This is a genomic window from Sphingomonas sp. Leaf231 (assembly GCF_001421995.1).
In the GTDB taxonomy this organism is placed as follows: Bacteria; Pseudomonadota; Alphaproteobacteria; order Sphingomonadales; family Sphingomonadaceae; genus Sphingomonas.
In genome coordinates, this window is sequence record NZ_LMLS01000002.1 from 373,724 (window position 1) to 387,800 (window position 14,077).

Consider the following 14,077-nt stretch of genomic DNA (forward strand, 5'->3'; position numbering starts at 1 on the left):
GATCAGGAGATAGGCGCGGCATGTCGCAGCGCCGTCGCGCGTGAACGCCGAAATTGTGTCACTTTGTCGCGCCGCCGCGTGGTCCGTTCAGGAACCGCGCCGGCTTACCCGATCCGGGTCAACGCGGCGCGCAATTCTCCGATCTGGCGGTTGAGCGCATCGATCTGCGGCAGCGTCATCCCGCTGCGCGCGATCAACATCTCGCCCAGGCATCCGCAGCGTTCGCGCAAGCCGCGCCCGCTGTCGCTCAGGGTCACGCGCACCAGCCGCTCGTCGCGCGGATCGCGCTGTCGGCCGACGTGCCCCGCCGCCTCCAGCCGCTTGACCAGCGGTGTGATCGTGCTCGATTCGAGCGCCAGCCGCTCGGCGATCGCGCCGATCGTACGCCCGTCCTGCTCCCATAAGGCGTGGAGCACGAGATATTGCGGATAGGTGATGCCCAGGTCGTCCAGCAACGGCTTGTACGCGCGCCCGACCGCCATGCTGGCGGCGTAGAGCGTGAAACAGAGCTGATCGTCGAGGGGAAGGGCTGAGGACATGGCGCGATGTAACACGATATTCGTTATCGCGATACATTTTAGCTGGACGCGCGTCGCTGGTCGCGCTATCTCGTTATTACGATAATGATTCGCGCGATAACAGGAGCAGACCATGAGCGTCGACGTGAAGTACAGCACCACCGCCTCCGCCACCGGCGGCCGTGACGGTCATGCCCGTAGCGAGGATGGCCGTATCGACGTTGCGCTGTCGACGCCGAAGGAACTGGGCGGGGCCGGCGGCGAGGGCAGCAATCCGGAGCAGCTGTTCGCTGCGGGCTATTCGGCATGTTTCATCGGCGCGCTGAAGGTCGCCGGGCAGCAGCTGAAGGTGAAGGTACCCGGCGACGTGACGGTCACCGCCACCGTCGGGATCGGCCCGCGGTCCGAGGGTGGTTTCGGGATCACCGCCGACCTGCTCGTCGCGCTCCCGGGCCTGGACCGAGATGAAGCGCAGAAGCTGGTCGACGCCGCGCACCGGATCTGCCCCTATTCCAACGCGACGCGCGGCAACGTCGATGTCGGCCTGACGCTCGCCTGAAAGGACGACCCATGCCCCGCACGCCCGGCACCGAAGGTTTCGTACTGAACCAGACGATGCTCAGGATCCGCGACCCCGAACCGTCGCTGGCCTTTTACCGCGACGTGCTGGGCATGACGCTGTTGCAGCGGCTCGACTTCGCGGAAATGCGCTTCTCGCTGTTCTTCCTCGCCTATCTTGGCGAGGGTGAGACCGTGCCAGAAAATCCGGCCGCCCGGGCGCGCTTCATCTTCACGCGTGAGACGACGCTGGAGCTGACGCACAATTGGGGCACCGAAAGCGACTCCGACTTCGCCGGCTATCATGACGGCAATACGGAGCCGCGCGGCTTCGGGCATCTGGGCATTGCGGTGCCCGATGTCGCCGCGGCCTGCGCACGGTTCGAGGAACTGGGCGTGCCGTTCCGCAAGCGTCCACAGGATGGCAAAATGAAGGACATCGCGTTCATCGCCGATCCCGACGGCTATTGGATCGAGATCCTGTCGCCGTCGGGGATGACCGCCGTGATCGCCGGGGAGGGTTGACGCGTGGCGGGTCGCCGTCGGAAGCGCCTGCGCACGCCGATGCGGACGACGCGGCCGAGCATGTCGTAAGGTGCCGGGTTGACGTCCAGCCCGGTATGGGTTTGCGGCGACGGTTCGGGATCACGGTCGAACAGATTATCGACCTTCACGAACATGCTGACTTCGTTGGTGACGTTCACGGTCGCACCGATATCGAAACAGAACGGGCCTTTATCCGGTTGGCGTCGATCGTCGGATCGTCGTTGGTGGAACGCGGGCAAACCGCGAACGGCGGCGGAATGCCTTGGCCATGATCCATCTGCCATGACGGGCGCGCCCATATGCAGCTGGCGGGTTCCGAACGACGTTATGGTACCGCGTCGCGCGTTCACGGGTCATCCGCCACCAAGGTCGGGATGCCTGCGACAAAGGTCGCGCTGGCGAGCGACCGGGCGGCGCGCGATAGCGACGGCACAAGCGCTGGCGGGAGAGACGTGGTGGATCAACAGGCAGGCGGCCCCGTCCGCGCGATCGTGGTCATGGGGGTCAGCGGGGTCGGCAAGTCGACGCTGGGCATGATGCTGGCAAAGGCGTGGGACGCGCCGTTCCTGGAGGGAGACGATTACCACGCCCCCGCCAGCGTGGCGAAGATGCGCGCGGGCGCGGCGCTGACCGATGCCGATCGCTGGCCGTGGCTCGACCGGCTGGGTGCGGCGCTCGGCGATACGGCACGCGAAAAGGGCGCGGCGGTGGCTGCGTGCTCGGCCCTGCGCCACGCCTATCGTATGCGGCTGGAACATGCGGCTGGGATGCCGCTACGCTTCGTATTGCTGGATACCGCGGCGGGCGAGATCGCGCGACGGATGACGGCGCGTTCGGATCATTACATGCCGGCGACGCTGCTCGATAGTCAACTGGCGACGCTGGAGCGCCCCGTGCCGGGCGAGACGGCACTGGTGCTGGACGCGGCGCGCGCACCGGCGGTGCTGTGTGAAGAGGTGGATGCCTGGCTGGCGATCACCGCCCATCGTTGACGCTGATGATCGGATAACCGGCGGCGTCGGCCGGCCCGTCTTACGGCATCAGCCGCTTGCGGCCCTGCGACAGGTGCCAGCGCATCGCGAGCGCCGCGCCATCGGCATCGCGGACGCGGATCGCGTCGACGATCGCGTCATGCTCCTCCATCATCGCGTCGATCACCTGTGGCGGGCGCGAGCGGGAGATATCGACCCCCGCGCGCATGATCCGCATGACGCTGTCGTGCAGATGGTCGAACACCGGCACGAACGCGGCATTGCCCGTTGCGATCGCGATGGCGCGGTGCAGCCGCCAATCCTCGTCATGCGCGGGCGCGTTCGAGAACAGTGCGACGCGAAGCGCCTCCAGTGCGGCCCCGATCGCGTCGAGTTGCGCGTGCGAGCGACGCAGCGCCGCCAGCCGCGCAGCCTCCGCCTCCAGCACGAAGCGGACTTCATAGGTGCCCAGCGTCGCGGCAAGCGCATCCATGGGCAAATGGGTGCCGAGCCGTTCGGACGGGCGACGCATGACGTAGCTGCCCGCGCCGCGCCGCGCCTCGGTGATGCCGTCGGAGGCCAGCCGCGCCAGCGCCTCGCGCACGATCGTGCGCGACATGCCGAACGTTTCGGCCAGCCGCGCCTCGGACGGCAGCCGGTCGCCGGTGTTCAGCCCGTCGTCGTTGATGATGCCCACGATCGCCGCATAGGCGCGGTCGGCCAGTCGTCCCTCGCTCACCGGCGGTCCCCTCCCCGTTGTGGCGAGCCTAGCGGCCGCTTGCGGCGGTGGCGAGGGTGCGCGTGGTGGCTGTTGGACAGCTTTATGCGATAATCTTTCGCTAACACCTTGATTGAAGGCTCCGCTACGGTTCATATCGTCCAACTTGTCCGACCGAATCCGTAATCGACGGAGCGGCGGACGATCGCATGAAGGGAGGAGAGGATGGCAGGGATCGCACACGACATGCCCGTGGCCGGGGATCTCGCGGCGGTGGCGCAACTGACCCCGACGCAGCTGAAGGTGATGCACGGCGTCCATTCGGGGCTGCTCAACAAGCAGATCGCGTTCGACCTGGGGATCGCGGAAGCGACGGTGAAGGCGCACATGACCGCGTTGATGCGCAAGCTGAACGTCCGCAACCGCACGCAGGTGGCGATGGCGGCGCAGGCGCTGGCGCAGGACATGGTCGGCGTGATGCCGTCGTCCGCTCCGTTGCAGGCGTAGCCGACCGGCGCTGCCCGGCGGGCGGGAAACGACATACGACCTTCGTCGCGCATGAAGCAGCTGCCTGTTAGCGCTAGCAAAAGCCGGTAATTCGATGGGAGGCGGGCGATGCGGACAGGTTGGCTGATCGGGGCGGCGTTGACCGCGGCGCTGGCGGCCCCGGCGGCGGCCTCCACCTCGGTCTATCAAACGCAACCCGCCGATCCCCGCGCCATCGTCGTCAAGGGCGCCGGCGACGGGGTGGCGGACGACAGCGCCGCGTTGCAACAGGCGATCGACGCCGCCGCGGCAAGCGGCAACGGCGGCGTCGTCTTCGTGCCGTCGGGCAAGTACCGGATCACGCGCACGATCTTCGTGCGGACCGCGGTGCGGTTGTTCGGGGTGGGCCGGACCCGGCCCGAGATCGTGTTGGGCGACGACACCGCCGGCTTCGCGGGCGGGGTCGCCGCGATGGTCAGTTTCACCGGCGAGGATCAATACCGGGTCGGCAAGGCACCGGTGCCGCCGCCCACCAGCGTGCCGTTCGACCCGGCGATCTTCGACGCGACGTCCAGCACCTTCTATTCCGCGCTGTCGAACATCGATTTCCGCATCGGTGCCGGCAACGCCGGCGCGGTCGCCGTTCGCTTCCGCGTCGCGCAGCACGGCTATCTCCGCCATGTCGATTTCCACATCGGATCGGGGCTGGCCGGAGTCTATCAGGCCGGCAACGAGTTCGAGAACCTGCGCTTCTACGGCGGGCGCTACGGCATCATGTCGGAAAAGACCTCACCCGCATGGCAGTTCACGCTGATCGATTCGGATTTCCAGGGACAGCGCGATGCGGCGATCCGGGAGCATGAGGTCGACCTGACGCTGGTCAACGTCGCGATCCGCGACACGCCGGTCGGGATCGAGATCGACCGCGGCTATTCCGATTCGCTGTGGGGCAAGCAGGTGCGGTTCGAGCGGGTGTCGCGCGCCGCGGTGCTGATCTCCGAGGAGAACAGCGCCTTCACCCAGATCGGCTTCGACGATGCGATCGCGATCGATACGCCGGTGTTCGCGCGCTTTCGCGACAGCGGGAAGACGGTGGACGGCAAGGGCGCCCGCTACCGCGTCGCCGATTTCTCGCACGGGCTGAAACTGGGCGGCCTCGGCACCATCGGCGCGACCGCCACCGATGTGACGATGACCACGCTGGGCCGGGTGCCGAAACGCCCGGCGAACGCGATCCGCGCGCTGCCGCCGGTGCGCGAATGGGCGAACGCGCGCGACCTGGGGGTGAAGGGCGACGACGCCAGCGACGATACCGCCGCGCTGCAACGCGCGATCGACACTCACCGCGTCGTGTATCTGCCGATGGGCCGTTACCGCGTGACCGACACGATCAGGCTGCGTCCCGACAGCGTGCTGATCGCGCTGCACCCCAGCCTGACGCACGTCTATCTGCCCGACGAGACGCCGGCCTTCACCGGGATCGGCGGCGCGAAGGCGATGATCGAAAGTGCGAAGGGCGGCAACGCCATCGTCCACGGCCTGGGGCTGTGGACCGGCGCGATCAACCGGCGCGCGACCGCGCTGCTGTGGAAAGCAGGCGCGACGTCCGAGGTCAACGACGTCAAGATCCAGGGCGGCGGCGGCACGGTGCTGACCAGGGGCAGCCCGATCAGCCAGAACGATCCGCGCGCGCGCCCCGACGGCCAATACCCCAGCATCTGGGTGACCGACGGCGGCGGCGGCACGTTTTCGGCGATCTGGTCGCCGAACACGCTGGCCTCGGCCGGCTTCCACGTTTCCGACACCAGCACGCCCGGACATGTCTATCAATTGTCCGCCGAACATCATTACCGCGCCGAGATCGTGCTCGATAACGTCCGCAACTGGGAGTTCCTGGCACCGCAGACCGAACAGGAAGTGCGCGACGGGGTGAACGCGGTGTCGACCGAGTTCCACAACTCGCGCGACATCCTGTTCGCCAATTACCACGGGTATCGCGTGACGCGGACGATCAAGCCGATGGACGCGGCGGTAAAGCTGTTCAATTCCGGCGGCATCCGTTTCCGCAACGTGCACGTGAACGCGGAAAGCGGCTTCGCCAGCTGCGATGCCAAGGGGTGCGGCACGTTCCTGCGCGCGAGCAAATATCCGTTCGAGAACGCCATAAAGGACATGACCCGGCGGCAGGAGGTGCGCGAGCGCGAGTTCGCGAAGCTCGACATCCCCGCCGCCCCGGCCAGCGCCACCGCCGAGACCGCGATCCCGGTCACGCCGGGCGTCGCGAAGCTGGCGGACGGTTTCTACTCGATCGCGGGCGGCGCGGTGGATGCCAAGGGCAAGCTGTACTTCATCGACCGCTTCTTCCAGCGCATCCACGGCTTCTCACCCGGCGAAGGCCTGACGACCGTGTCCGATGCGCCGCTCGACCCGGTCAATCTGGCGGTCGACCGGTCGGGGCGGCTGTTGGTGCAATCCTCCGCCGGGCGCGACGGCAGCGTGTACAGCATCGACCCCGCCCGGCCGGCGGACGTGCGCGCGATCGCGCCCACGCCGGCCCGGACGCGCGGCAAGGCGACGACGCTGCTGCCGGTCAATGTGTGGGCGAACGGCGAGTTCGCCGACCGGATCGATCCCAAAACCTACGAATACCCGCCGATCTCGGCGTTCTTCACCGCCAAGCTGGGGGAGGCGAAGCCGCAGGAATATGTCTCGCCCGACGGATCGCTGGCGTTGCCGGCGTTCCGGGTGTGGAACCAGGGTCCGGACGATCACCTCGGCTGGCGCTGGTCCGACACGCTCGATGCCTATGGACTGGTCGGGGCGGTACAGGGCGCACGGGTGACGCTGACCAACGCGTCGGAGAACCTGACCTATAGCGGGCTGGTCGGTGAAGCCGGCAGTGTCACCGATCTGAAGGTGGTGGCACCGCGCGGCGGCGAAAGCGTCGCGCGCGACGATGCGGGCAACCTGTACGTCGCGAACGGGCAGATCTTCGTCTACGCGCCCGACGGAACGCCGACGCGGCGCATCGACGTGCCGGAGCGGCCGCTGCAATTGTTGATCGGCGGCGCGGACCGGCGGACGCTCTACGTACTGACGCATCACGCGCTGTACGGCGTGGGTCTTTGAGGCGGGGATCGTCGCGTCGGCGATGATGCCCGCGCCGGCCATGACCGCATCGGCGGGAATGGCGGCGGGGTGGATGACGCCGCCTTCGCATTGCTCTACGTCGCCGGCATGATCGCGCATCTCAAGGGCATTCTCACCTCCACCGGCATCGACCATGCGGTGATCGACGTGCACGGCGTCGGCTATCTGGTCGGTGCGTCGGCGCGGACGCTGGCGACGATCGGACCGGTCGGCGAGGCGGCGACCCTGTTCACCGAGATGCTGGTCGCGGAGGATTTCATCCGCCTCGTCGGCTTCGCCAGCGCGGCGGAGCGCGACTGGTTCCGGCTGCTGACGGGGGTACAGGGCGTCGGTGCACGGGTGGCGCTGGCGATCCTGTCCGCGCTGGAGCCGGTGGATATCGCCCGCGCGGTGATGGCGCAGGACAAGGCGACGGTGGCGCGCGCCAACGGCGTCGGACCGAAGCTGGCCGAACGGATCGTGCGCGAGTTGAAGGACAAGGTGGGCGGCGTCGCCCTCGGATCGGCGGCGGCGGCGCAGGTCCTGCCGGTCGGGGCCGGGGCGGACGCGGTATCCGCGATGCTCAACCTCGGTTTCCGTCCTGCGGAGGCGGCGTCGGCGGTGGCGGCGGCGGAGGAGGAACTGGGCGACGGCGCATCGCTGGACGCGCTGGTCCGGCTGGCATTGCGCAAGGCCGCCAAATAGCGGACGCGTCCGACGTGAGCCGGGCCGGATGGCGGCGCTTGGTCCACGCGGGATCGACTTGTCGCTTCGGCCGTCATTCGGCGCGCGATCCGGAGTGACGGGACGGCAGGGACGGAGCGTCGGTCCGCCCGGATGCCGGAGCTGATCGACAGTGAGCCGCCCCCCCTTCCGAGGGCCGCTGTGGCGGGCGTAGCGAAGGAAGCGAGGGCATTGCGCCGAACGCTGGTTTGCTCCGCTGCGCTCGCAACGAAGGATGGATGGAGCAAATGCGCGCGATCGCGTGAGTGCGGTCGCCCGGACGAATGCCCGATCTTCGTTGGCGAGCGTTCCGGCATCCGTGAAGCGCCGGATGTTGATCCAGCTGCGGCCCGACGACCGGCCCTGGCACCGCTGCTGTGCCGGCGGCGCGGGCCTGCACGACCCGCGCCTGCATGTTTCTTACTGCGCGGTCGCCGCGGCGCCGCCACGGCCACGCCCGCGTCCCCCGCGGCTGCGGCGGGCACCGCCCCCACCGGCGGTCGCATTGGCGTAATTGCGGCCCTGCGCCGAACCCGGCGTCGCGCGCGGCGCATGGCTGGCCTTGGGACGCGCCGGTCCACGCTGGCTGCGCGGGCGATCCTCACGCGGGGCCGGATCGGCACCCATCGTCTTGACGCGCTGCGCCTTCAACTGCTCGGCCTGCTTCAGGAAATCCTCGGGCAGTTCGCTGACCGGGATCTTCTGCCGGGTCACCTTCTCGATGTCCTTCAGATAGGGCTTCTCGTCGTCCGCGCAAAAGGCGATCGCCTCGCCGCTGCGCCCGGCGCGCGCGGTGCGGCCGATGCGATGGACATATTGCTCGGCCACGTTGGGCAGTTCGAAGTTGAAGACGTGGCTGACCCCGGACACGTCGATGCCGCGCGCGGCGATGTCGGTGGCGACCAGGATCGGCACCTCGCCCGACTTGAACAGCGCCAGCGCGCGCTCACGCTGCGGCTGGCTCTTGTTGCCGTGGATGGCATTGGCGGCGACGCCGTTGCCGGCCAGCAGCTTCACGACGCGGTCCGCGCCATGCTTGGTGCGGGTGAACACCAACGCCCGGTCGACCGGCATGTCGCGCAGCAGGATCGTCAACAGCGCCTGCTTTTCCGACTGGTTGCAGAACACGACCGACTGGTCGACGCGCTCCGCGGTGGTGGCGGCGGGCTTGATCGACACGGTCGCCGGGTCGATCAGGAATTGCGAGGCCAGATCACGGATCGCGACCGGCATCGTCGCCGAGAAGAACAGCGTCTGGCGCTTGCGCGGGACCATGCGCACGATCTTCTTGAGCGCGTGGATGAAGCCCAGATCGAGCATCTGGTCGGCTTCGTCCAGCACCAGGATCTCGATCATCGACAGGTTGATGTAACCCTGCTCGACGCAATCGATCAGCCGACCGGGGGTGGCGACCAGAATGTCGACGCCGCGCGACATGTCGGCACGGTTCTTGTTGATGCTGGTGCCGCCGAACACGGTGGCGACCGACATCTTCGAGAACTGGCCATAAGCGCGCGCCGAATCGGCGATCTGGCTGGCCAGCTCACGCGTGGGGGCCAGCACCAGCATGCGGCAATGCGTCGGCAGCACGCGCTTGCCCGCGTCGTTCAGCCGCTGGATCGACGGCAACACGAACGCCGCGGTCTTGCCGGTGCCGGTCTGCGCGATACCCAGCAGGTCGCGGCCTTCCAGCAGCTGCGGGATCGAATCGCGCTGGATCGGCGTCGGTTCGGTATAGCCCTTGGCCTCGAGCGCGCGGACCAGCGGCTCGGCAAGGCCGAGATGAGCGAAAGACATGGAAATATAATCCTGTACAGGCGCACCCGCGCGTCGATCGGACGCACGAATGGCGGGGAAGATCGACACCCCGCGTGACTTGGGAAGCCCGTGAAAAACGACCGAGGCGGAGCCGGGACCCGAAAGGTCCGATCACGCTGCCAACGCCTCGATGCCGCGTCAGATGGCCGATCCGGCCGCGAAAGTCAAGCGGATCGGCGCGCGGGTGGGCGCAACCGACGCGTACCTGTCGCGTTCGCCCCCCGCCATGGCCGATACTTCAACAACCAATTCAACGCCCCAGTCCCCGTTGCGGCGCGCGCCCGATGCTTCATCGGTCGGACGCTGGGACTGGGACGTAACCAACGACCTCGTCACGTGCGATCCGGGGTTCGCGCGGCTGTACGGTGTCGATCCGGACATGGCGACGCAGGGCGCGCCGATAGCGTCGTTCTTCAATGGCATCGCGCCGCAGGATCTGCCGCGGGTGCGCGTCGCGATCGCGCACAGCATCGCCACCGGCGAGCCGTTCGAGCAGGAATATCGCGTGGTCGGCGCGAACGGCCGCTGGCGCTGGCTGGCCGCGCAGGGCCGCGTCGACCGCGACGAGAGCGGTGCCGTGACGCACCTGCCCGGAGTCAGCTTCGACATCGACCTGCGCAAACGCGCCGAGTTGCGGCTGGCGGCGCTGGTCGAACTGGGCGACCGGCTGCGCGATCCGGGTGACGCGGGCGATCTGGCGCTGGCTGCGGCGTGCGTGCTGGGCCGTGCGCTGGACGTCAGCCGCGCCGGTTATGGCACGGTCGATCCGGTCGCGGAGACGATCACCACTGAACGGGCATTCTGCGCCGACGGGATCGCGCCGTTGCCGACGGTGCTGCATTTTCGCGACTATGGCAGCTATATCGAGGACCTGAAGCACGGCGTGACCGTGACGATCGCCGACGTGCGCGATGACGATCGTACCCGCGCAACCGCCGACGCACTGAAGAGCATTGCGGCGATGTCGTTCATCAACATGCCGGTGACCGAGCGCGGCGGGTTCGTCGCCCTGCTGTATCTCAACCATGCCGAACCACGCGAATGGCTGGACGAGGAAGTGGCGTTCGTGCGCGAGGTGGCGGAACGTACCCGCGACGCGGTGGAGCGCCGTCGTGCCGAACACGAACTGGCGATGCTCAACGAACGGCTGGAGCAGGAGGTGGAGTCGCGCACCGCCGCGCTGATGGCGGTCGAGGAACAGCTTCGTCAGGCGCACAAGATGGAAGCGGTCGGCCAGCTGACCGGCGGACTGGCGCATGATTTCAACAATTTGCTGACCGGCATTTCCGGCGCGCTGGAGATGATGCAGATCCGCGTGTCGCAGGGGCGGATCGGCGAGCTGGACCGCTATGTCGTCGCTGCGCAGGGTGCGACGCGCCGTGCGGCGGCACTGACCCACCGGCTGCTCGCCTTTTCCCGCCGCCAGACGCTCGATCCGCGCCCTACCGACGTCAACCGGCTGGTGACCGGGATGCAGGAACTGGTGCACCGCACGCTCGGCCCCGCGATCACGCTGGAGGTGGTCGGCTCCGCAGGGCTTTGGAACACGCTGGTCGATCCCAACCAGCTGGAAAACGCGCTGCTGAACCTGTGCATCAACGCGCGTGACGCGATGCCGGACGGCGGACGGGTGACGATCGAAACCGCCAATCGCTGGCTCGACGAGCGTGCGGCGCGCCCACGCGACCTGCCGCCCGGGCAATATCTGTCGCTGTGCGTCAGCGACACGGGTGCCGGCATGACCCCGGAGGTGCAGGCGCGTGCGTTCGATCCGTTCTATACCACCAAGCCGCTGGGCGAGGGCACCGGGCTGGGCCTGTCGATGATCTACGGCTTCGCGCGGCAATCGGGCGGGCAGGTGCGCATCTACAGCGAGGAAGGGCAGGGGACGACGGTCTGCATCTATCTGCCGCGCTATCACGGGTCGGTGGTCGAGGAGGAGGACATGGCGCTGCCGCTCGACCGCACGCCTCCGCCGCTCGGGCTGCCCACGGTGCTGGTGGTCGATGACGAACCGACGGTGCGGATGCTGGTGATCGAGGTGCTCGACGAACTGGGCTATACCGTGCTGGAGGCGGGCGACGGCGCGGCGGCGCTGCGCATCCTGGACAGTGGTATCCGCCCGGACCTGCTGGTCACCGACGTCGGGCTGCCCGGCGCGATGAACGGGCGGCAGGTGGCGGACGCGGCGCTCGCGCGCTTCCCGACGCTGCGGGTGTTGTTCATCACCGGCTATGCCGAAAATGCGGTGATCGGCAGCGGGCAGCTCGATCCGCACGTCGCGCTGCTGACCAAGCCGTTCACGATGGAAGGACTGGCGTCCAAGGTACGGTCGTTGCTGTCGGACGGGTAAGCGGTCCAGAGCCGGCCTATTCCCATGCGATGGCGTTTCGGCGGAACCGCGCTGTGCTGCCGGTTATTTACCCAGGGCAACCGCAGGCTGACGCCGACGGGTTCGAGAAGGATTCCCATGACCGACACCATCACCCGCCCGGCCGGCCATGGCGGCGAGACGCATCAGACGACCGATGCCGATCACCCCGTGCTGACCACCAACCACGGCATGCCGGTGTCGGACAACCAGAACCAGCTGAAGGTCGGCGCGCGCGGGCCGGTGCTGCTGGAAGACGAAGTCTATCGCGAGAAGATGAACCACTTCGACCATGAGCGTATCCCGGAGCGGATCGTCCATGCGCGCGGTTCGGCCGCCCACGGTTACTTCGAGTGCACCGACAGCCTGGCCGACATCACCCGTGCGGACCTGTTCGGCAAGAAGGGCCAGCGTACCGAGGTGTTCACGCGCTTCTCGACCGTCGCGGGCGGCGCGGGATCGATCGATACGCCGCGCGACGTGCGTGGTTTCGCCGTGAAATTTTATACGCGCGAGGGCAATTGGGATCTGGTCGGCAACAACATCCCGGTCTTCTTCATCCAGGACGCGATGAAGTTTCCGGACCTGATCCATGCCGCCAAGATGGAGGCCGATCGCGGCTATCCGCAGGCGGCGACCGCGCACGACACCTTCTGGGATTTCATTTCGCTGATGCCGGAATCGACCCACATGATCATGTGGGCGATGTCGGACCGCACGCTGCCGCGCAGCTTCGCGACGATGGAGGGGTTCGGCATCCACACCTTCCGCTTCGTCAATGCGGAGGGCAAGAGCACCTTCGTCAAGTTCCACTGGAAGCCGCGCGCCGGGCTCGCCTCGACGATCTGGGACGAGACGGTGAAGATCGCCGGCGCCGATCCCGATTTCCAGCGTCGCGACCTGTTCGAGCGGATCGGGCGCGGCGACTATCCCGAATGGGATCTGGGCGTGCAGCTGTTCGACGAGGAGTTCGCCAACAGCCAGCCCTATGACGTGCTGGACGCGACCAAGATCATCCCGGAGGAAGTGCTGCCGGTACGGATCGTCGGCAAGATGGTGCTGGACCGTTATCCCGACAATTTCTTCGCCGAGACCGAGCAGGTCGCCTTCTGCCCCAGTCACATGGTCCCCGGAATCGACCACAGCAACGATCCGCTGCTGCAGGGCCGGCTGTTCAGTTACCAGGACACGCAGATCAAGCGGCTGGGTTCGACCAACTGGCATCAGCTGCCGATCAACCAGGCGAAGGGGCGCGACGGCTGTCCGTTCATGAACATGCAGCGCGACGGCCATATGCAGATGCAGGTGCCGAAGGGCCGCGCCAATTACGAGCCGAACAGCCTGCATCTGGCGGGCGAGGCCGGTGGCCCCCGCGAGGACCCGAACGGCTTCAAGACGTTCCCGGCCGAAGAGGGCGGGCAGAAGCTGCGCATCCGCGCCGAAAGTTTCGCCGACCATTATTCGCAGGCGCGACTGTTCTGGCGTTCGATGGACAAGGCCGAACAGGCGCACATCGCATCGGCGTTCGTGTTCGAGCTGAGCAAGGTGACGATCCCGCACATCCGGATCGCGCAGATGGCGAACCTGCGCAACGTCGACGAGGAACTGGCGCAGCGTGTCGCCGACGGACTGGCGATGGACCTGCCGGCGGCGTCGCCGACCAGCGCGCCGGTGCTGGACATGGCGCCGTCGCCCGCGCTGCGCATCGTGCGCGGGCCGCTGGAAAAGCACACGCTGGAGGGTCGCACCGTCGGCATCCTGTTTGCGGAGGGCACCGACCGCGAGGAGTTCGAGGCGACGATCGCGGCGGTGAAGGCGGCCGGTGGCAACCCGCTGACGATCGCGCCCAAGGTCGGCGCGGTGCCTTTGTCAGATGGCACCGCCGTAAAGGCCGACGCGCAATTGTTCGGCCAGCCCTCCGTCACGGTCGATGCCTGCGCGGTGATCCTGTCGGAGCCGGCGTGTGCGAAGCTGGTGAAGGAAGGCGCTGCGGTGCAATGGGTGATGGACGCGTTCGGCCATTTGAAGGCGATCGGTCACAACGCCGCCGCCAAGCCGCTGCTCGACAAGGCCGGAGTGGAGCCGGATGCGGGCGTCACCGATCTGGAGACGTTCGTCGATGCCGCCAAGCAGCGGTATTGGGACCGCGAGCCCAACGTCCGCACGCTGGCGTGATCGAACGGCCGGCTGCGCGCGGCAACCTCGCGCGCGGTCGGCGGTTGGTGCGAACGGAGAAACC

The 14,077-nt window shown here is 67.6% G+C and carries 12 protein-coding genes; 8 read left to right on the top strand and 4 right to left on the bottom strand.

Annotated elements, in window-relative coordinates:
* Window positions 1-104: 104 nt before the first annotated feature.
* Entirely contained in the window at window positions 105-539 is a 435-nt protein-coding gene (locus ASE95_RS08035; RefSeq protein ID WP_056634254.1) for a MarR family winged helix-turn-helix transcriptional regulator, read from the bottom strand.
* 112 nt (window positions 540-651) lie between these two features.
* On the opposite strand from ASE95_RS08035, the gene ASE95_RS08040 reads away from it, so the two are divergent.
* Together ASE95_RS08040 and gloA are read left to right on the top strand one after the other, a co-directional pair.
* Complete coding sequence (locus tag ASE95_RS08040) at window positions 652-1,077, top strand: organic hydroperoxide resistance protein (protein ID WP_056634258.1); 426 nt, start codon at window positions 652-654, stop codon at window positions 1,075-1,077.
* Window positions 1,078-1,088: 11 nt separating this feature from the next.
* Window positions 1,089-1,601, top strand: coding sequence for a lactoylglutathione lyase (gloA, locus tag ASE95_RS08045; protein ID WP_056634264.1), 513 nt, complete (start codon window positions 1,089-1,091; stop codon window positions 1,599-1,601).
* Here the strand turns inward: gloA and ASE95_RS17610 are convergent.
* Entirely contained in the window at window positions 1,541-1,921 is a 381-nt protein-coding gene (locus ASE95_RS17610; RefSeq protein WP_156347934.1) for a hypothetical protein, read from the bottom strand. The two genes, gloA and ASE95_RS17610, sit on opposite strands and share 61 nt — an antisense overlap.
* A 75-nt stretch (window positions 1,922-1,996) precedes the next feature.
* Here ASE95_RS17610 and ASE95_RS08055 point away from each other — a divergent pair, with 75 nt between their 5' ends.
* Window positions 1,997-2,614, top strand: coding sequence for a gluconokinase (locus tag ASE95_RS08055; RefSeq protein WP_443025447.1), 618 nt, complete (start codon window positions 1,997-1,999; stop codon window positions 2,612-2,614).
* Between the two features lie 40 nt (window positions 2,615-2,654).
* On the opposite strand, the gene ASE95_RS08060 is transcribed toward ASE95_RS08055, so the two are convergent.
* Window positions 2,655-3,332 (bottom strand): FadR/GntR family transcriptional regulator, encoded by a 678-nt coding sequence (locus ASE95_RS08060; RefSeq protein WP_056634270.1) that lies wholly within the window; start codon window positions 3,330-3,332, stop codon window positions 2,655-2,657.
* A 204-nt stretch (window positions 3,333-3,536) separates the two neighbouring features.
* Between ASE95_RS08060 and ASE95_RS08065 the strand changes: the two genes are divergently transcribed.
* The 3 genes from ASE95_RS08065 to ruvA all read left to right on the top strand — a co-directional run bounded on the left by ASE95_RS08065 (window position 3,537) and on the right by ruvA (window position 7,631).
* Complete coding sequence (locus ASE95_RS08065) at window positions 3,537-3,818, top strand: response regulator transcription factor (RefSeq protein ID WP_056634275.1); 282 nt, start codon at window positions 3,537-3,539, stop codon at window positions 3,816-3,818.
* Between the two features lie 108 nt (window positions 3,819-3,926).
* A complete protein-coding gene (locus ASE95_RS08070; RefSeq protein ID WP_156347935.1) occupies window positions 3,927-6,926 on the top strand; it encodes a glycosyl hydrolase family 28-related protein in 3,000 nt (999 codons plus the stop codon).
* Window positions 6,927-7,034: 108 nt separating this feature from the next.
* Window positions 7,035-7,631 carry a Holliday junction branch migration protein RuvA gene (gene ruvA, locus ASE95_RS08075; RefSeq protein WP_056635958.1) on the top strand — a complete coding sequence of 199 codons (597 nt, stop codon included), beginning with the start codon at window positions 7,035-7,037 and terminating at the stop codon, window positions 7,629-7,631.
* A 438-nt stretch (window positions 7,632-8,069) separates the two neighbouring features.
* Here the strand turns inward: ruvA and ASE95_RS08080 are convergent, their stop codons facing one another.
* Window positions 8,070-9,446, bottom strand: a complete 1,377-nt coding sequence (locus ASE95_RS08080) for a DEAD/DEAH box helicase (protein ID WP_056634279.1) — start codon at window positions 9,444-9,446, stop codon at window positions 8,070-8,072.
* A gap of 163 nt (window positions 9,447-9,609) precedes the next feature.
* On the opposite strand from ASE95_RS08080, the gene ASE95_RS08085 reads away from it, so the two are divergent.
* Window positions 9,610-11,820, top strand: coding sequence for an ATP-binding protein (locus tag ASE95_RS08085; protein ID WP_327196708.1), 2,211 nt, complete (start codon window positions 9,610-9,612; stop codon window positions 11,818-11,820).
* A 117-nt stretch (window positions 11,821-11,937) separates the two neighbouring features.
* Complete coding sequence (locus ASE95_RS08090) at window positions 11,938-14,013, top strand: catalase (protein WP_056634282.1); 2,076 nt, start codon at window positions 11,938-11,940, stop codon at window positions 14,011-14,013.
* Window positions 14,014-14,077: the final 64 nt, after the last annotated feature.

Bases quoted from the DNA above. Each gene is read 5' to 3' on its own strand.
- ASE95_RS08055 (WP_443025447.1), top strand. From the start codon at position 1,997: ATGCCTGCGACAAAGGTCGCGCTGGCGAGCGACCGGGCGGCGCGCGAT.
- ASE95_RS17610 (WP_156347934.1), bottom strand. From the start codon at position 1,921: ATGGGCGCGCCCGTCATGGCAGATGGATCATGGCCAAGGCATTCCGCC.
- ASE95_RS08070 (WP_156347935.1), top strand. From the start codon at position 3,927: ATGCGGACAGGTTGGCTGATCGGGGCGGCGTTGACCGCGGCGCTGGCG.
- ASE95_RS08090 (WP_056634282.1), top strand. From the start codon at position 11,938: ATGACCGACACCATCACCCGCCCGGCCGGCCATGGCGGCGAGACGCAT.
- ASE95_RS08040 (WP_056634258.1), top strand. From the start codon at position 652: ATGAGCGTCGACGTGAAGTACAGCACCACCGCCTCCGCCACCGGCGGC.
- ASE95_RS08065 (WP_056634275.1), top strand. From the start codon at position 3,537: ATGGCAGGGATCGCACACGACATGCCCGTGGCCGGGGATCTCGCGGCG.
- ruvA (WP_056635958.1), top strand. From the start codon at position 7,035: ATGATCGCGCATCTCAAGGGCATTCTCACCTCCACCGGCATCGACCAT.
- ASE95_RS08080 (WP_056634279.1), bottom strand. From the start codon at position 9,446: ATGTCTTTCGCTCATCTCGGCCTTGCCGAGCCGCTGGTCCGCGCGCTC.
- ASE95_RS08085 (WP_327196708.1), top strand. From the start codon at position 9,610: ATGGCCGATCCGGCCGCGAAAGTCAAGCGGATCGGCGCGCGGGTGGGC.
- gloA (WP_056634264.1), top strand. From the start codon at position 1,089: ATGCCCCGCACGCCCGGCACCGAAGGTTTCGTACTGAACCAGACGATG.
- ASE95_RS08035 (WP_056634254.1), bottom strand. From the start codon at position 539: ATGTCCTCAGCCCTTCCCCTCGACGATCAGCTCTGTTTCACGCTCTAC.